The sequence below is a fragment of the Citreimonas salinaria genome (assembly GCF_900107235.1).
Taxonomy (GTDB): domain Bacteria; phylum Pseudomonadota; class Alphaproteobacteria; order Rhodobacterales; family Rhodobacteraceae; genus Citreimonas; species Citreimonas salinaria.
In genome coordinates this window covers 162,905-178,499 of record NZ_FNPF01000004.1, presented here as the reverse complement: position 1 = coordinate 178,499, position 15,595 = coordinate 162,905, and the positions used below count along the sequence as shown (strand labels likewise).

Genomic DNA, 15,595 nt, shown 5'->3' with positions numbered 1-15,595 from the left:
CCCATGGACGACGCCACCCGCACCGAACTCGAGGCCGCCGCCTTCCGCCGGCTGCGCCAGCACCTGATGCAGGACCGCCCCGACGTGCAGAACATCGACCTGATGAACATGGCGGGCTTCTGCCGCAACTGCCTGTCGCGCTGGTATCAGGAGGCCGCGGCCGAGCGCGGCATCGAGATGGGCAAGGAAGACGCGCGCGAGATCTTCTACGGCATGCCCTACGACCAGTGGAAGGCGCAAAGCCAGGCTGACGCCACTCCTGAACAGCAGGCGGCATTCCAGAAGGCGTTCAAGGAGAACGTGACCGACAAGGGCTGACCAACGGCGTTGGCAAAGGGGGGCGCTGGCGATCGGCTGTACTCGGGCCGTCAGCGCCCGCGTCATGTTCGCGTCCGCGGATGTCGGCGGGTTTTAGGCCCGCTGTCTTTGGCGGGGCGCTCCCTGGCCCCTTCCGTCGGCTCGGTGCTGGCCGGCGCACGGCTGGCAGAGTTCGCCGAGAGGCGGAACGACCACCGGACGGGTTCGATACGGGCAGGCGGGGACGCGGAAAGCCCGCTGAGGCGGGTCTCCGACGCACCCGGTCTTGACCGATGACGCCCGTGTCATGCATGAATTTGCCATGTGCCACGGCGCAAGCGAAAGGACAGGGGCGTCCGACACGTGGCGCCGCCTTTAAATTTGCCGGCACCGGTTCCGGTTGTACTCAGTCATGTGTGGCGGCTTCTACCGCCGGCACCTTTGTCTACGGATCTGCAGTTGCCCAACTCTGTTTCGACAATCAGCGCCATCGAAGCCATGGCCCTTGCCGCTGACGCGGTCATCAGCGCCGACGCAACCGGGCGAATAGTCTTCTTCAGTCCGCCGGCCGAAGCCATGTTCGGATACGCGGCGCAAGACATCGTGGGAAAGACGCTCGATATTCTCCTGCCCGAACGGTTCCGCGCCGGGCATGCCGCGCTTGTCGCCGGTTTCGCTGACGAAGCGGGCGAGGCCCACATACTCATGGGGCATCGAAGCCAGGTTTGGGGACGCCGCGCAAATGGCGAAGAATTCCCGGTCGAGGCGTCGCTCTCGCGTCGCCAAATCGAAGGGGAAACGGTCCTGACGGCGGTCGTTCGAGACATCTCTGAACGCAGGGCTCTTGAACGGCAACTCGAGGAGAAGTCTAGCGCCTTGGAGGAAAGCGAGCGGCGGATGCGCTTGGCGCTGGAAAGCGGGCGGATGGGCGTTTGGGAGTGGGACCTCGACCGAGACGAGGTGGCAATGGACGCGGAAACGCGCAGACTGTTCGACTTCGAAAGCGAGGGTTCAGTTTCTGTCGAACGCGCGTTCGACCTTGTCTGTTCGGAAGATCTTCCGCGCCTGCAGCGCGCGCTTTCGGACAGCTCCGAGAAGGTTTCGAGCTTCGAGTGCGAGTTCGGCCTCGATGTGGGTGGGACTACGAAACGGATTTTTTCGACGGGGACCGCAATCGAAGCCGGGAACGGAGGCAAAAGGATCATCGGCGTGAGCTTCGACGTGACGCGCCGCTGGAAAGCAGAACAACAGCGCGAGTTGCTGACGAAGGAACTGAGTCACCGGATCAGCAACATCATGATGGTCGCTCAGTCGCTCGTACGGATGAGCGCCGCGCACAGTGACAGCGTCGACGATTTGCAAAGCTCGCTGCAGTCGCGCTTGTCCGCGGTGGCGCAGAACCACGCGCTTCTGATGAAGGAGGGCTTTCATTCGGTCGGATTGCGGTCACTGCTGAGGTCCGAACTGACGCCATATGCCGGCTCCGAGCGGAGCCGCGTCGACATTGAGGGAGAGGTGGTACGGCTATCCCCGCAGGCCGCGACTGCACTGGGGCTGGTGTTCCATGAACTCTCGACGAATTCGGCCAAGTATGGCTCGCTCAGTCGCGCCAAAGGCGAGTTGAAGGTCGCGTGGAAGATACAGAACGGCGAAGCCCCGCCTTCTCTTTGGATCGACTGGGTCGAAAGCGGCGGCCCTCCGGTTCGACCACCGTCGCGCCGCGGCTTCGGCAGCACTGTGATCGACCGATCGATCAACCTGCAGTTCGGCGGCAGCGTCGACCGGGATTTCGGACCGGAGGGGCTGAAGGTGTCGTTTCGGATTCCCCTCGACGCGGTACAGGCGCAGGCTGCCGGGGAGTCATGAGCGGCAGAGAGGCGGCACGGCGCACGTGACGTCCGATGAGCGGACGAGCAGCCCCTCCTCTCCGCCTGCCCTTCAGACCTCCGCCAGCAGGGACTCGCCCGCGGTCGCCTCGCAGGTGCCGGGGCTTTGCTCCACGTGCAGCACCTTCACCACGTTGTCCTCGACCAGCATGGCATAGCGCTTGGACCGCGCGATCAGGCCCACTGGCGGCGCGGTGAAGTCCATGCCGATCGCCGTGGTAAAGGTCGATTCCGGATCGCCCAGCATCGTGATGCCGGCATCCGTAGCCCCTGTGCTTTCGCCCCAGGCCTGCAGCACGAACGGATCGTTGACGGAGATGCAGACGATCTCGTCCACGCCTTTCTGCATGAACTGGTCGCGCGTGCGCATGAAGCTGGGGACGTGCGCCATCGAGCAGGTCGCCGTGAAGGCGCCAGGCACCGCGAAGATCGCCAGCTTGCGGCCCTTGGTCAAGCTGCCCAGCTTGACCTGCTCGGGCCCTTCAGGACCCATCCGCACCAGCGTCGCCTCCGGCAGCGCCTGTCCCACTGAAATGCTCATTCCGGTCCGTTCCTTTGGTTTGCAACTCTGTGGCACGAAATTATAGGGTCTGCCTGTCAAAGGGAAAGAAGGCAACGATGGCGGATGTGGTGATCGTGGGCGGTGGACAGGCGGCGTCCTCGGCGGTGGCGCGGCTGCGCGCGAAGGGCTTCGACGGGTCGATCACGCTGATCGGCGACGAACCCGTGCCGCCCTACCAGCGCCCGCCCCTGTCCAAGACCTACCTGCTGGGCGACATGGCGCTGGACCGCCTGTTCCTGCGGCCGGAGGCCTTCTATCGCGACAACGCGGTGACGTTGAAACTGGGCGAACCCGTGACGGCAATCGACACCCAAGCGCGAACCGTGACCGCCGGCGGCGACACCGTCCCGTATGGCGACCTCATCCTGTGCACGGGCTCGGCTCCGCGGCGGTTGCCGGCCAAGATCGGCGGCGATCTGGACGGCGTACACGTGGTGCGCACGTTGGCCGATGTGGACGCGATGGCGCCGCGCTTCACCAAGGGCGCCCGGGTGCTGGTCGTCGGCGGCGGCTATATCGGGCTCGAAGCCGCGGCGGTCGCCGCGAAACTGGGCCTGGAGGTCACGCTGGTCGAGGCCGCCGATCGCATCCTGTCGCGCGTCGCCTCCCCCGAGACCGCCACCTGGTTCCGCGCCCTGCACGAATCCCACGGCGTCACCATCCGAGAGGGGACCAGGCTGGCGCGCCTGACCGGTGATGGCCATGTCTCGGGCGCCTTGCTGAGCGACGGCAGAACGCTGGACGTCGATTTCGTCGTGGTCGGCGTGGGCATCGCCCCCTGCACCGCGCTGGCCGAAGCCGCCGGCCTGCGGGTCGAGAACGGCATCGCGGTCGACGCGCAGGGCCGCACCAGCGATCCGCATGTCTGGGCGGCGGGGGATTGCGCGTCCTTCCCCGGCACGGACGGTGCGATGCGGCTGGAATCGGTGGGCAACGCGATCGACATGGGCGAACTGGTAGCCGACAATCTCATGGGTGAGGCGCGCGACTACCGCGCCGCGCCGTGGTTCTGGTCGGACCAGTACGACGTCAAGCTGCAGATCGCGGGCCTGAACACCGGCTACGACCGCGTCGTGGTGCGCGAGGGCGCGGGCCGGTCGCACTGGTACTACGCGGGCGACAGGCTGCTGGCGATCGACGCGATGAACGACAGCCGCGCCTACATGGTTGGAAAGCGGCTGATCGAGGCGGGAAAGTCGCCCGATCCCGATGCCGTGGCCGACCCTGACACGGACCTCAAGGCGCTGCTGAAGGCATGAGGATCGTCGGCGGCACGCACCGGGGCCGCAAGCTAGCCGCCCTGGGCAAGGGCGACGCCGCCGCGCATCTTCGTCCCACCACCGACCGCGTGCGCGAGGCGCTGTTCAACATGCTGCAGGGCGGCCGCTTCGGAGAGCCGGTCGCGGGCGCGCGCGTCCTCGACCTGTTCGCCGGCACCGGCGCGCTGGGGCTCGAGGCGCTGTCGCGCGGCGCGGCGCACGTTACCTTCGTCGATGACGGGCGCGTCGCCGGCCGCCTGCTGGGCAACAACATCGCTACGCTGGACGTGGCGGGACAGACGCAGCTGATCGCGCGCGACGCCGCGCGCCTGCCCGCGGCGGATGCGCCTTGCACGCTGATCTTCCTCGACCCGCCCTATGGCAAGGGTCTGGGCGCGCCGGCGCTTGCCGCGGCGCGCGCGCGTGGCTGGATCGCGCCCGAGGCGCTGGTCGTCTGGGAGGATTCGGTGCCGCAGATCGCGCCCGAGGGGTTCCGGGCGCTCGAGTCCCGGCGCTACGGCGACACGACGGTTTCACTTCTGCGCGCTGAGTAAGGGCGCCGCCCGGCGCCCATGTCCGCAAGATTTCGCGTGGCGCTTTTCCCGTCAGATGCTACGCTCTTATGCGAATACGTGAATTCAGGGAGGATGCCGTGATCTACAGACCGACCCGCCGTGACCTGTTGTCGATGGCCGCCGCCATGCCCGCGCTGACCCTTCCGGTGGCCGCGCGGGCGCAACTCGGGCCACCGCCTGCCGGCAATCCGGCGCACTTCTCGTTCACCCTGGGCGATGCCACGCTGACCGTCATTTCGGACGGGCACCTGGAATTGCCGGTCTCGGGCCTGGCGGTAAATGCCGATCGCGACGAAGTGCGCGCCTTTCTTGGCTCCTACGCCCTGTCGACCGAGCAGAATTATTCGCACACCAACCACCTGCTGATCGAACGCGGCGACGCCAAGGTGCTGGTCGACGTCGGCTCGGGCGACCGGTTCCTGCCCACCGCAGGGCGCCTGTGGGAGAACATGGAGGCGGCCGGCATCGACCGGGACAGCATCACGCACGTGATCATCACCCACGCGCATCCCGACCATATCTGGGGCGTGCGCGACGGCTTCGACGAAGCGATCGTGCCCGGCGCGCAATACTTCATTGGCCGCGCCGAGCGCAATTACTGGATGCAGGACGGGCTGGTCGACCAGGTTCCGGCCGAGATGCAGCAATTCGTGCTTGGGGCCAGGAACTCCATCGAGGTCGATGGCGCCGACTGGACCCTGATGGAGAACGACCACGAGGTCGCGCCCGGCATCCGCGTCATCGACACACCCGGCCATACGCCGGGCCACATGTCGGTGCTGGTCGACACCGGTGACCGCCCCCTGCTGGCGCTGGGTGACGCCATGAGCCACGTCTGGACGAACTTCGTTCACCCCGAATGGTACAACGAATTCGACATGGACGGCGCACAGACCGTGGAAACCCGGCGCCGGCTGCTGGAGATGGCAGCGACAGAAGAGATGGCCGTGCTAGGCTACCACTTCCCGTTCCCCGGCGTGGGCCACGTCAAGCCCGAGGGCGACGCCTACCGCTTCATTCCGGCGCTCTGGCGCTGGTAAGGGGGGCACGGCGCCGGATCTGGAACCCGAGGCCGACCAGCAGGAAAAGCAGCGCTGCGGAGGCGCTGCCGCCCGCCTGGTCGCGCGGCGCGTCCGAGCGTGAAAAGGATCGGCCTCGGACGCCCAATCGGGCGCGACGTCGGCCCCGCTCATGCACGGGACGTCGCGTCCGGTCCCGCGCGCATCAATAGGTCGGGTGGAAGCGCCCCGCCGGTGAAAGCGTGAAAATCTCGGCACCGTCCGCTGTCACCCCGACCGAGTGCTCGAACTGCGCCGACAGCGACTTGTCACGGGTCACGGCGGTCCATTCGTCGGTCAGCACCTTGGTCTCGGGGCGGCCAAGGTTCACCATCGGCTCGATCGTGAAGAACATGCCCTCTTCGAGAACCGGACCGGTGCCAGGGCGGCCGTAATGCAGCACGTTGGGCGGCGCGTGGAATACGCGGCCCAGCCCGTGGCCGCAGAAATCGCGCACGACCGACATGCGCTGCGCCTCGACGTAGGTCTGGATGGCGTGGCCGATATCGCCGAAGGTGTTCCCCGGCTTGACCGCCTCGATGCCGCGCATCAGCGCGTCGTGCGTGACGTCCATCAGCCGCTCGGCCTTGCGGGGCAGCTTGCCCGCAACGTACATCCGACTGGTATCGCCGAACCAGCCGTCGACGATGACCGTCACGTCGATGTTCAGGATATCGCCGTCCTTGAGCTTCTTGTCGCCGGGGATGCCGTGGCAGACCACGTGGTTCACGCTGATGCAGCTGGCGTGCTGATAGCCCTTGTAGCCGATCGTGGCCGAGGTGGCCCCTGCCTCCTCGACCCGCTTGCGGATGAACTCGTCGAGCGCGCCGGTGGTCTGGCCGACCTCGACCAGTTCGGCGACCTCGTCGAGGATGCGCGCGGCCAGTTCGCCCGCCCGGTGCATCCCGGCGAAGTCGTCCCTCTGGTAAATGCGGATGCCGTCCCGGGTGAGACGGCCACCGGTATCATGGTTCACGACGTGCATTCCCTTGCGTTTGTCCCTCATTTAGCGCCTCTTGTGGCGTTTTGCCAGTGCGGCAGTGCAGCATTGCGTCGCACGCCGCGATCCTCAGGCCACGAAAGGCAGCGGCGCCGCGGGCGCTATGCCCTCGCGTCCCAGCGTGCAGCCCAGCGCCACCGCCTCGACTCCGGCGGCACTGGCCGCATCGAACGCGGCGGCATAGGCCGGGTCCAGATCGGCCGCCAGCGCCATTCGCTGCGCGTCGTCGCGCTGCACAAGGTACAGCATCACCGCCCGGTGCCCTTGCCCGACCATGCGCGCCAGCGCGCCAAGATGCCGCGTGCCGCGGGCGGTGACGCAATCGGGAAACTCGGCCAGGCCCGGCGCCCGCGACAGGGTCACCGACTTGACCTCGACATAGGCGTCGGGGCGGCCTTCGGCTGTCAGCAGGAAATCGACGCGGCTGCCTTCGTCGTAGCAGACTTCCGGGCGCACCGCGTCGTAGCCATTCAGTCCGGGCACTGCCCCGGCCTGAAGCGCAGGGCGCAGGATGCGGTTCGCGGCGCCGGTATCCACGCCGACCAGCGCGCCGCGCGCGTCCTGAACCAACCGCATGGCGAAGCGCAGCTTCTTGCGGGGGTCGTCGTTCGGCTCCAGCCACACGGTCAGTCCCGGGTCGGCGAGGCCGAGCATCGCGCCAGGGTTCGCCACATGCGCCACCACCGCGCGGCCGTCCTCCAGCACGCAATCGGCCAGGAACCGCTTGTAGCGGCGGACAAGCCGGGCGCGGATCAGCGGGGTTTGAAAACGCATGGCGCGCGGCCTATACCGAAGGCCGGAAGCCCGCAAGGAGCGCGACCCATGCCCAACCCCACCGCCGCCATGCTGGTGATCGGAGACGAGATCCTGTCCGGGCGCACCCGCGACTCGAACATGCATTTCCTGGCGCAGGAATTCACCCGTACCGGCGTTGACCTGCGCGAGGTGCGCTTCGTTGCAGACGATCCCGACGCCATCGTCGCGGCGCTGAACGACCTGCGCGCGTCCCATGACACGGTGGTGACCTCGGGCGGGATCGGGCCAACGCATGACGACATCACCGCCGACTGCGTCGCGCGTGCCTTCGGCGTGGGCATCGACGTGCGCGAAGACGCCCGTGCGATCCTGCAGGCGCATTACGACCGGCAGGGCAACCAGATGAACGAGGCGCGGCTGCGCATGGCACGCATTCCCGACGGGGCAACGCTGATCGACAACCCCGTCTCGGCCGCGCCGGGCTTCACCCTCGGCAACGTGCACGTCATGGCGGGCGTGCCGGCGGTGTTCCAAGCGATGGTCGCCACCGTGCTGCCGACGCTCAAGGGCGGTGAGCCGCTGCTGTCCCAGACCCTACGCATCGAGCGCGGCGAGGGCGACATCGCCGGCCCGCTCGGCGCGCTTGCGGCCGAGTTCGGCGATCTGCAATTCGGCTCGTACCCGTTCCAGAAGAACGGCGTCTACGGCGCGAACGTGGTGGTGCGCGGCACCGACGGTGCGCGTATCGACGCCGCGATGACGCGGCTTTCCCGGCTGATGGACGAATGACGCCCGACACGGGCCGGCTGTTCGCGGCGATCCACGCGACATGGCCCGCGGCGCGGACATGGTCGGTGGCCGGCTTCACGTTGCGCGACGGCGATGGCGGCGGCAAACGCGTGTCCTGCGCCACGTGGGACGGCGCGGCAACGGGTACGGCGGAAGGTGGACTTGCCGACGCGATCGCGCGGGTCGAGGCGGCGATGCGCGAGGCGGGGCAACCCGCGCTGTTCATGGTGCCGGCGGGCGCGGACACGCTTGACACGGCGCTTGCGGCGCGCGGCTACGCGGTGGCCGATCTGACGGCGCTCTGGCTCTGCCCGGTCGAGCGGCTGACCGACCTGCCGGTGCCGTACCTGACCGCCTTCTGCGTCTGGGAGCCGCTGTCGATCATGCGCGAGATCTGGGCCGCGGGTGGCATCGGCCCTGCGCGCCTGCGCGTGATGGAGCGCGCAGCCTCCCCGAAGACCGGCCTGTTCGGGCGCGCGCTGGACAAGCCCGCCGGCGCAGGGTTCTGCGCGATCCATGACGGCATCGCCATGGTTCACGCTCTGGAGATTGCACCCCCCTTCCGCCGCCGGGGCCTGGGTGCGTGGATGATGCGGCAGGCGGCTTTCTGGGCGCGCGACAATGGCGCTGATTGGATGGCGGTCCTGTGCACCGAGGCCAATGCGGGCGCGAACGCCCTCTATGATCGGTTGCGGATGGAGCTTGCTGGCGGCTACCATTACCGCATCGCGCCGGAGGCATGTGACGGTTAGCGCGCCGGAGACGCGTGACCATTCGTGCGCCGGCGGCGCATGACCGACGGCGCAGCGGAGGAAAGACCATGAGCGACGACAACCCCACCGCGCTCGACCTGCCCGTGGTCGATCCGCTGCCCGAGCAGACGCAAAAGTACTTCGACGTCTGCCAGGACAAGCTGGGCCTCGTGCCCAATGTGCTGAAGGCCCATGCCCACGACATCGACAAGCTGAACGCCTTCAGCGCGATCTACAACCAGCTGATGCTGGCCGACAGCGGGCTGAGCAAGCTCGAGCGCGAGATGATCGCCGTTGTCGTTTCGGCCGTGAACCGGTGCTTCTACTGTCTGACGGCGCACGGTCAGGCGGTGCGGGCGCTGTCGGGCGACCCGAAGCTGGGCGAGATGCTGGTGATGAACTGGCGCGTCGCCGACCTGAACCACCGGCAGCGCGCGATGCTGTCCTTCGCGGAGAAGATGACCCTGAATTCGGCCCAGATCGCCGAATACGACCGCGAGGCGCTGCGCGACGCGGGCTTTTCGGATGCGGATATCTGGGACATCGCCAACGTGGCGGGTTTCTTCAACATGACCAACCGCGTCGCCAGCGCCACCGACATGCGTCCCAACGACGCCTATCACGGACTTGACCGCTAGGGCGCTTGCCGCGGCGGCGCTGGCCGCGGCATGGGCGGGCGCGGCGGTAGCGCAAAGCCTTCCGCTGCCGCGCGGGGCCAGCCTGACGCAGACGCAAAGCGTGCCCGACGGTCGCTACTCCCTGCCCGTAGGACCGTGGAGCGTAAAAGAAGGCATTCCCGTCAAGGTGATCGAGGGCACCGTGGAGGAAACCGCTTGGCGCGTGCCTCCGGGCCTGACGCCGCAGCAGATCATCCGCCCCATTCGCGAGGCGCTGCGCGATGCCGGCTGGACAATCGTGCTGGATTGCGCGGCCGAGCAGTGCGGCGGCTTTGATTTCCGCTTCAACACGCGGGTCATTCCCGCTCCGGCGATGTTCGTGGACCTGCGCGATTTTCGCGCCGTGTCAGCCCTGGCGCCGGACGGGTCCGGCGTGTCCGCCCTCGCCAGCGTCGATCCCGGGGCAGGCTATCTGCAGATCATCCGCGCCGACACGACCGAGGAAACGCCCGCCGTCGCCGTCGAGGCAAGTCCCGCGCCCGACGACGCGGCCGGCCTGATCACGCGGCTCGAACGCGACGGCCGCGCCACGCTGCGCGACCTGGACTTCGCAAGTGGCGATGCCGGCCTGGGCGAGGGGGCGGTCGAGTCGCTCGACCTGCTGGCAGAGTACCTGAACGAGAACCCCGACCGCCGCGTGCTGCTCGTGGGCCACACCGACGCGACCGGCTCGCTGGAGGCCAACCGCGCCCTCTCGCGGCAGCGTGCGCTGGCGGCGGTGGACTACCTCAGAAGCCGCCACGCCACCACGCAGGGGCAGATCGCGGCCGAGGGGGCGGGCTACCTCGCGCCCATCGCGTCGAACCTGATCGAGGCGGGACGGCAGGCCAACCGGCGCATAGACGCGGTGCTGCTTCCGGCCGAGTGAGACCGTCAGCACCGCTTCAGGGACGGTGACGGGCCGAGGTCGCGTAGCCGATCACCAGACCTGCGGCCCCTTGTCGGCGAAGGCGTGCGCGAGGAAATCGATGAAGGCGCGCACCTTGGGCTGCGTGAACCGGCCCGGAGGATAGACCGCATAGATGCCCTGCGTCTCGACCGGCAGATCGGGCATCGCATCCTCGACCAGACCTTTGCGCATCGCGTCGTGGTACAGGTACGACGGCAGGTAGGCGATCCCCAGGCCCGCCACGCAGGCGTTCAGAAGCGACTGCCCGTCGTTGACCGACAGCCAGCCGGCGGTGCGCACCTGGCGCTTTTCACCCGAGGGCGCGGTAACCTTCCAGACATTGCCCGAAGACTGGTTGGAGTAGTGCAGCAGCTTGTGCTCGTTCAGGTCGTCGATCCGGGCGGGACGGCCAAACCTTTCGAAATAGGAAGGCGCGGCGATCATCCGCTTGGTCGTCTCGGTCAACTTGCGCGCGCGCAGGGTGCTGTCCTCGAGATCGCCGATCCGGATCGCCATGTCGAAACCCTCGCTGATAAGCTCAACGTAGCGGTTGTTCAGGACCATGTTCACCGTGATGTCGGGGAATTCGGACAGGAATTCGCCGAGCATTGGCGACAGGTGGTTGACGCCGAAATCGGTGGCCACGCTGATCCGCAGCAGCCCCGAAGGCGCCGACTGCATCGAGGTGACCAGCGCATCGGCCTCTCCGGCGTCGTTGAGCACGCGGCGCGCGCGGTCGTAATAGGCAAGGCCGATCTCGGTCGGGCTGACGCGGCGCGTGGTGCGGTTCAGCAGCCGCGCGCCCAGCCGCGCCTCGAGGCTCGAGACGTGCTTGGACACGGCGGATTTCGAGATGCCCAGCTTCTTTGCGGCGTCGGTGAAGCCCCCCTGGTCCACCACCGTCGCGAAAGCCTCCATCTCGGTCAGGCGATCCATGCCCGTCTCCCCATGCATGTCGTTGCGTTTGGTATGGCGGCGGAATCGGGCTGAACCGTGGCGCGACGCAGACAATTGAAGGGAGTTTGCCGGGCTGTCACGGGCGGGGAAACAGAAGTGCCGCACAGCGCGCCCGCAAAGCCGGCCTGCAACGCGAAAGCCCCGCACGGAAAGCCGTGCGGGGCTGGCAATCGTTCCGCGCCGGGCGCGTTGCCCACTAGGCGCTTAGGCGGCCTTGCGGGCGTGGTGTCCGCTTTCGATCTCTTCGACGATCTTGTTGCAGAACGCCTCCAGATCGCCGGGATTGCGCGAGGTGATCAGCGCGTGGTCGGCAACGACCTCTTCGTCCATCCAGCGGCCGCCGGCATTGACGACGTCGTTCTTGATCGAGTGATAGGACGTCAGCTCGCGGCCGGCGACCAGCTCTGCCTCGATAAGCAGCCACGGGGCGTGGCAGATCGCGGCGATGATCTTGTCCTGCTTGGCGAAGGCCTTGATCGCGGCGACGGCGGGCGCGTGCGTGCGCAGGATGTCGGGGTTGATCTGCCCGCCCGGCAGGACCAGCGCGTCGTAGCGGTTCGGGTCCACGTCCTCGATCTTCAGGTCGACCTCGGCCTCGCGGCCCCAGTCCGTCTTGTCCCAGCCCTTGATCGCCTTGCCGTCGGTGCTGGCGATCTCGACCGTTGCGCCGTGGTCGCGCAGCGTGTCGCGGGGCACTTCCAGTTCGGACTGCTCGAAGCCGTTGGTGGCCATGATCAGGATGCGTGCATTTGCGATGGCGGTCATTGGAAACCTCCTTTGCGTGTGTCGGGCAGCGCGTCGCTGCTGTCACCCCGCCAACCGGACCCCTCCGCGGTCTGTTCCACCGCACTGATCGCGTCTGCGTGAGCGCGCGGCGGCATTCGTCACAGCGTCGCGGCCAGCCGTACGCCCTGGTCGATCGCGCGCTTGGCGTCCAGCTCCGCCGCCACATCCGCTCCGCCGATCACGTGGCAGTCGCGTCCGGCCGCCTGCAACGCATCGGCGAGGCCGCGGGCGCTTTCCTGCCCGGCGCACAGCACGACCGTGTCGCAGGCGATCAGTTCGTTCTCGCCATCCACGGTGACATGCAGACCCGCGTCATCAATGCGCTCGTAGGTCACGCCCGAGCGCATCTCGACCCCCCGCATCTTGAGGCTCGACCGGTGAATCCAGCCGGTGGTCTTGCCCAGCCGCCGCCCGGGCTTTTCCACCTTGCGCTGCAGCAGCACGACCTGCCGCGCCGGCCGGTCCGGGCGTGGGCCTTCCGGCGCCAGCCCCGACCGCGTCTCGGGATCGGTCACGCCCCATTCGCGCATCCAGTCCGGCAAGTGCATCGTCGGGCTTTCGTCGGTCACGAGGAACTCGGACACGTCGAAGCCGATGCCACCTGCGCCCACCACGGCGACGCGCTGACCGGGCGTGACGCGGCCGCGCAGCACGTCGGCGTAGCCCACCACCATCGGGTGGTCCTGTCCCGGGATCCGCGGGTCGCGCGGAGTGACGCCGGTGGCGACGATCACCTCTTCGAATTCCTCCAGATCCTCGACCCCGACCATGCGGCCCAGCGCGCGCGTCACGCCGACCTCGTCCAGCATCGCGTCGAACCAATGGACAAGGCCGTGGAACTCCTCCTTCCCGGGGATCGCGCGCGCCATGTTCAGCTGTCCGCCGATGCGGCCCTCGGCATCGAACAGCGTCACCGCGTGGCCACGCTGCGCCGCGGTGATCGCCGCCGACAGGCCCGCCGGCCCGGCGCCCACGACCGCGACGCGCTTCGGCTCGGCCGCCGGTTCGATCACGATCTCGGTCTCGAACGCCGCACGCGGGTTCACCAGGCACGACGACACCTTGCCCTGAAAGGTATGGTCCAGGCACGCCTGGTTGCAGGCGATGCAGGGCGCGATCAGGTGCGCACGGCCCGTCGCCGCCTTCTTGACGAAGGCCTCGTCCGCCAGCCAGGGCCGCGCCATGCTGACCATGTCGGCGCAACCGTCGGCCAGCACCTGCTCGGCCACCTCGGGCGTGTTGATCCGGTTCGAGGCGATCAGTGGCACGCCGACCTTGCCCATCAGCTTCCTAGTCACCCAGGCGAAGGCCGCGCGGGGGACCGAGGTGGCGATGGTCGGCACCCGACTTTCGTGCCAGCCGATCCCGGTGTTGATGATCGTGGCGCCCGCGGCCTCGACCGCCTGCGCCAGTTGCACGACCTCGTCATGGGTCGAGCCGTCAGGCACCAGATCGATCATCGACAGCCGGAAGATCACGATGAAATCGTCGCCCACGGCGGCGCGCACGCGACGCATCACCTCGACCGGAAGGCGCATCCGGTTCTCGTAGGGCCCGCCCCAGCGGTCGGTGCGCTTGTTGGTATGCGTCACCAGGAACTGGTTGAGGAAATATCCCTCCGAGCCCATCACCTCGACGCCGTCATAGCCCGCCTCGCGCGCGCGGGCGGCGGCGGTGACGATGTCGCCGATCTGCTTCTCGATCCCCGCCTCGTCCAGCGCGATGGGCTTGAAGGGCGCGATCGGCGCCTTGATCGCCGATGGTGCGACGCAGTTCGGCCCGTAGGCATAGCGCCCGGCGTGCAGGATCTGCATCGCGATCTTGCCGCCCGCATCGTGCACGCGGTCCGTCACCATCCGATGATTGGCAAGATCGACTGCCGTGAACAGACCCGCCGCGCCCGGAAACACTCCGCCTTCGACGTTGGGCGCCATGCCGCCCGTGACCATCAGCCCCGCACCGCCGCGCGCGCGGGCGGCGTAGAACTCGGCCACGCGGTTCCAGTCGCCCTTTTCCTCGAGGTTGGTGTGCATCGATCCCATCAGCACCCGGTTCGGCAGCGTTGTGAAGCCAAGGTCGAGCGGGGCGAGCATGTGCGGATAGGCGGTCATCGAAGGGCCTTTCGGTTTTGCGGAACCTCACATGATCGCGCGCACCCTGTCACGCGACACGTGACGTCAGAGCGGGTCCGGCGCGGTGAGCGGGTGGGCCACCGGTGTTGATCGGGGGCATCGCAGCACCAGCGCCGAGCAAATCGAAAAAGGGCGGCGACCCATCGGCCTCCGCCCCATAATCCATCTTCAGATCATCTGGCCGCGAACGCGGCCCCGTGCCTCACTCTGCCGCGTCGCGGCGCGGCAGAACCCAATCGGGACGCGGGAAGTGACAGGTGTAGCCACCCGGGAACCGCTCGAGGTAATCTTGGTGCTCGGGTTCGGCCTCCCAGAAATCGCCCACCGGCTCGACCTCGGTCACGACGCGACCCGGCCAGATGCCCGACGCCTCGACATCGGCAATGGTGTCCAGCGCTTCCTGCCGCTGCGCGTCGTCCACGTAGTAGATCGCGCTGCGATAGCTCATGCCGCGATCGTTGCCCTGCCGGTTCGGCGTGGTCGGGTCGTGGATCTGGAAGAAGAACTCCAGGATCCGGCGATAGCTGATGCGCGCCGGGTCGAACCAGATCTCGATGCCCTCGGCGTGCGTCCCGTGGTCGCGGTAGGTCGCGTTCTTCACGTCGCCGCCGGTATAGCCCACGCGGGTCTTCTCGACCCCGTCGAGCTTGCGGATCAGGTCCTGCATGCCCCAGAAGCATCCCCCGGCCAGCACTGCGCGTTCCAAGCTCATGCCCGTTCCTCCACCTGGTCCAGATACTCGCCGTAGCCTTCGGCCTCCATGTCGTCGCGATGCACGAAGCGCAGCGAGGCCGAGTTGATGCAGTAGCGCAGCCCGCCGCGGTCCGGCGGCCCGTCCGGGAAAACGTGGCCGAGATGGCTGTCGCCGTGGGCGCTGCGCACCTCGGTGCGGATCATCCCCAGGCTGGCATCGCGCAACTCGGTCACGTGCGCGGGCTCGATCGGCTTCACGAAGCTGGGCCAGCCGCAGCCGGACTCGTACTTGTCACCCGAAGCGAAAAGCGGCTCGCCCGAAACGACGTCGACGTAGATCCCCGGTTCCTTGTTTTCGAGGTATTCGCCCGTTCCGGGCCGCTCGGTGCCGTTCTGCTGGGTCACCCGGTATTGCTCGGGCGTCAGCGAATCGATCACTTCGGCGCGGCGTTCATATTTGGCCATTGCCGTCCTCCTGAACTGTCTTGCCCATTATGTGGGCCGCGTGCCGGCCGGTGCAACGTCCG

Annotated in this window: 17 protein-coding genes; 9 read left to right on the top strand and 8 right to left on the bottom strand. The window is 67.7% G+C overall.

What is annotated here, in order from left to right:
• Positions 1-3: 3 nt before the first annotated feature.
• Together BLW27_RS06920 and BLW27_RS06915 are read left to right on the top strand one after the other, a co-directional pair.
• Positions 4-318 carry a DUF1244 domain-containing protein gene (locus tag BLW27_RS06920; protein WP_089881370.1) on the top strand — a complete coding sequence of 105 codons (315 nt, stop codon included), beginning with the start codon at positions 4-6 and terminating at the stop codon, positions 316-318.
• Between the two features lie 438 nt (positions 319-756).
• Positions 757-2,163 carry a sensor histidine kinase gene (locus BLW27_RS06915; RefSeq protein WP_089881365.1) on the top strand — a complete coding sequence of 469 codons (1,407 nt, stop codon included), beginning with the start codon at positions 757-759 and terminating at the stop codon, positions 2,161-2,163.
• 72 nt (positions 2,164-2,235) lie between these two features.
• Here the strand turns inward: BLW27_RS06915 and BLW27_RS06910 are convergent, their stop codons facing one another.
• Positions 2,236-2,724, bottom strand: coding sequence for a peroxiredoxin (locus tag BLW27_RS06910; RefSeq protein WP_089881363.1), 489 nt, complete (start codon positions 2,722-2,724; stop codon positions 2,236-2,238).
• Between the two features lie 77 nt (positions 2,725-2,801).
• Between BLW27_RS06910 and BLW27_RS06905 the strand changes: the two genes are divergently transcribed.
• The 3 genes from BLW27_RS06905 (at position 2,802) to BLW27_RS06895 (ending at position 5,619) form a co-directional block, all read left to right on the top strand.
• Positions 2,802-4,004, top strand: a complete 1,203-nt coding sequence (locus BLW27_RS06905) for an NAD(P)/FAD-dependent oxidoreductase (RefSeq protein ID WP_089881360.1) — start codon at positions 2,802-2,804, stop codon at positions 4,002-4,004.
• Positions 4,001-4,558 carry a 16S rRNA (guanine(966)-N(2))-methyltransferase RsmD gene (gene rsmD, locus BLW27_RS06900; RefSeq protein ID WP_089881357.1) on the top strand — a complete coding sequence of 186 codons (558 nt, stop codon included), beginning with the start codon at positions 4,001-4,003 and terminating at the stop codon, positions 4,556-4,558. Before BLW27_RS06905 ends, rsmD begins: the two co-directional genes overlap by 4 nt.
• 68 nt (positions 4,559-4,626) lie before the next feature.
• Positions 4,627-5,619: an MBL fold metallo-hydrolase gene (locus BLW27_RS06895; protein WP_089881354.1), complete on the top strand. Its 993-nt coding sequence runs from the start codon at positions 4,627-4,629 to the stop codon at positions 5,617-5,619.
• Between the two features lie 184 nt (positions 5,620-5,803).
• Here the strand turns inward: BLW27_RS06895 and map are convergent, their stop codons facing one another.
• On the bottom strand, positions 5,804-6,643 hold the full coding sequence (gene map / locus BLW27_RS06890) for a type I methionyl aminopeptidase (RefSeq protein ID WP_245710804.1): 840 nt from the start codon (positions 6,641-6,643) through the stop codon (positions 5,804-5,806).
• A 63-nt stretch (positions 6,644-6,706) separates the two neighbouring features.
• A complete protein-coding gene (gene sfsA / locus BLW27_RS06885) occupies positions 6,707-7,411 on the bottom strand; it encodes a DNA/RNA nuclease SfsA (protein WP_089881348.1) in 705 nt (234 codons plus the stop codon).
• Positions 7,412-7,459: 48 nt separating this feature from the next.
• On the opposite strand from sfsA, the gene BLW27_RS06880 reads away from it, so the two are divergent.
• From BLW27_RS06880 to BLW27_RS06865, 4 genes are all read left to right on the top strand, one after another.
• Entirely contained in the window at positions 7,460-8,182 is a 723-nt protein-coding gene (locus BLW27_RS06880; RefSeq protein ID WP_089881345.1) for a competence/damage-inducible protein A, read from the top strand.
• The gene (locus tag BLW27_RS06875; protein WP_089881342.1) at positions 8,179-8,934 is read left to right on the top strand and encodes a GNAT family N-acetyltransferase; all 756 of its coding nucleotides are present in this window, start codon (positions 8,179-8,181) and stop codon (positions 8,932-8,934) included. The genes BLW27_RS06880 and BLW27_RS06875 overlap by 4 nt, the downstream gene beginning before the upstream one ends.
• Positions 8,935-9,002: 68 nt before the next feature.
• On the top strand, positions 9,003-9,572 hold the full coding sequence (locus BLW27_RS06870; protein ID WP_089881338.1) for a peroxidase-related enzyme: 570 nt from the start codon (positions 9,003-9,005) through the stop codon (positions 9,570-9,572).
• Positions 9,562-10,479 carry an OmpA family protein gene (locus BLW27_RS06865; protein ID WP_245710803.1) on the top strand — a complete coding sequence of 306 codons (918 nt, stop codon included), beginning with the start codon at positions 9,562-9,564 and terminating at the stop codon, positions 10,477-10,479. The genes BLW27_RS06870 and BLW27_RS06865 overlap by 11 nt, the downstream gene beginning before the upstream one ends.
• A 51-nt stretch (positions 10,480-10,530) precedes the next feature.
• On the opposite strand, the gene BLW27_RS06860 is transcribed toward BLW27_RS06865, so the two are convergent.
• The 5 genes from BLW27_RS06860 to msrB all read right to left on the bottom strand — a co-directional run bounded on the left by BLW27_RS06860 (position 10,531) and on the right by msrB (position 15,533).
• Complete coding sequence (locus BLW27_RS06860; RefSeq protein WP_089881330.1) at positions 10,531-11,436, bottom strand: LysR family transcriptional regulator; 906 nt, start codon at positions 11,434-11,436, stop codon at positions 10,531-10,533.
• A gap of 225 nt (positions 11,437-11,661) precedes the next feature.
• Positions 11,662-12,222 (bottom strand): type 1 glutamine amidotransferase domain-containing protein, encoded by a 561-nt coding sequence (locus tag BLW27_RS06855; protein WP_089881328.1) that lies wholly within the window; start codon positions 12,220-12,222, stop codon positions 11,662-11,664.
• Between the two features lie 119 nt (positions 12,223-12,341).
• Positions 12,342-14,354 (bottom strand): NADPH-dependent 2,4-dienoyl-CoA reductase, encoded by a 2,013-nt coding sequence (locus BLW27_RS06850; protein WP_089881325.1) that lies wholly within the window; start codon positions 14,352-14,354, stop codon positions 12,342-12,344.
• Between the two features lie 223 nt (positions 14,355-14,577).
• On the bottom strand, positions 14,578-15,087 hold the full coding sequence (gene msrA, locus BLW27_RS06845; protein WP_089881320.1) for a peptide-methionine (S)-S-oxide reductase MsrA: 510 nt from the start codon (positions 15,085-15,087) through the stop codon (positions 14,578-14,580).
• Complete coding sequence (gene msrB / locus BLW27_RS06840) at positions 15,084-15,533, bottom strand: peptide-methionine (R)-S-oxide reductase MsrB (RefSeq protein ID WP_089881317.1); 450 nt, start codon at positions 15,531-15,533, stop codon at positions 15,084-15,086. The genes msrA and msrB overlap by 4 nt, the downstream gene beginning before the upstream one ends.
• Positions 15,534-15,595 lie beyond the last annotated feature (62 nt).

What these genes read in the sequence shown, in the direction of transcription:
- sfsA (WP_089881348.1), bottom strand. Translation starts at nt 7,411, where the DNA reads ATGCGTTTTCAAACCCCGCTGATCCGCGCCCGGCTTGTCCGCCGCTAC.
- msrB (WP_089881317.1), bottom strand. Translation starts at nt 15,533, where the DNA reads ATGGCCAAATATGAACGCCGCGCCGAAGTGATCGATTCGCTGACGCCC.
- BLW27_RS06920 (WP_089881370.1), top strand. Translation starts at nt 4, where the DNA reads ATGGACGACGCCACCCGCACCGAACTCGAGGCCGCCGCCTTCCGCCGG.
- msrA (WP_089881320.1), bottom strand. Translation starts at nt 15,087, where the DNA reads ATGAGCTTGGAACGCGCAGTGCTGGCCGGGGGATGCTTCTGGGGCATG.
- BLW27_RS06880 (WP_089881345.1), top strand. Translation starts at nt 7,460, where the DNA reads ATGCCCAACCCCACCGCCGCCATGCTGGTGATCGGAGACGAGATCCTG.
- BLW27_RS06850 (WP_089881325.1), bottom strand. Translation starts at nt 14,354, where the DNA reads ATGACCGCCTATCCGCACATGCTCGCCCCGCTCGACCTTGGCTTCACA.
- BLW27_RS06855 (WP_089881328.1), bottom strand. Translation starts at nt 12,222, where the DNA reads ATGACCGCCATCGCAAATGCACGCATCCTGATCATGGCCACCAACGGC.
- BLW27_RS06870 (WP_089881338.1), top strand. Translation starts at nt 9,003, where the DNA reads ATGAGCGACGACAACCCCACCGCGCTCGACCTGCCCGTGGTCGATCCG.
- BLW27_RS06860 (WP_089881330.1), bottom strand. Translation starts at nt 11,436, where the DNA reads ATGGATCGCCTGACCGAGATGGAGGCTTTCGCGACGGTGGTGGACCAG.
- BLW27_RS06895 (WP_089881354.1), top strand. Translation starts at nt 4,627, where the DNA reads ATGCGAATACGTGAATTCAGGGAGGATGCCGTGATCTACAGACCGACC.
- BLW27_RS06875 (WP_089881342.1), top strand. Translation starts at nt 8,179, where the DNA reads ATGACGCCCGACACGGGCCGGCTGTTCGCGGCGATCCACGCGACATGG.
- map (WP_245710804.1), bottom strand. Translation starts at nt 6,643, where the DNA reads ATGAGGGACAAACGCAAGGGAATGCACGTCGTGAACCATGATACCGGT.
- rsmD (WP_089881357.1), top strand. Translation starts at nt 4,001, where the DNA reads ATGAGGATCGTCGGCGGCACGCACCGGGGCCGCAAGCTAGCCGCCCTG.
- BLW27_RS06910 (WP_089881363.1), bottom strand. Translation starts at nt 2,724, where the DNA reads ATGAGCATTTCAGTGGGACAGGCGCTGCCGGAGGCGACGCTGGTGCGG.
- BLW27_RS06905 (WP_089881360.1), top strand. Translation starts at nt 2,802, where the DNA reads ATGGCGGATGTGGTGATCGTGGGCGGTGGACAGGCGGCGTCCTCGGCG.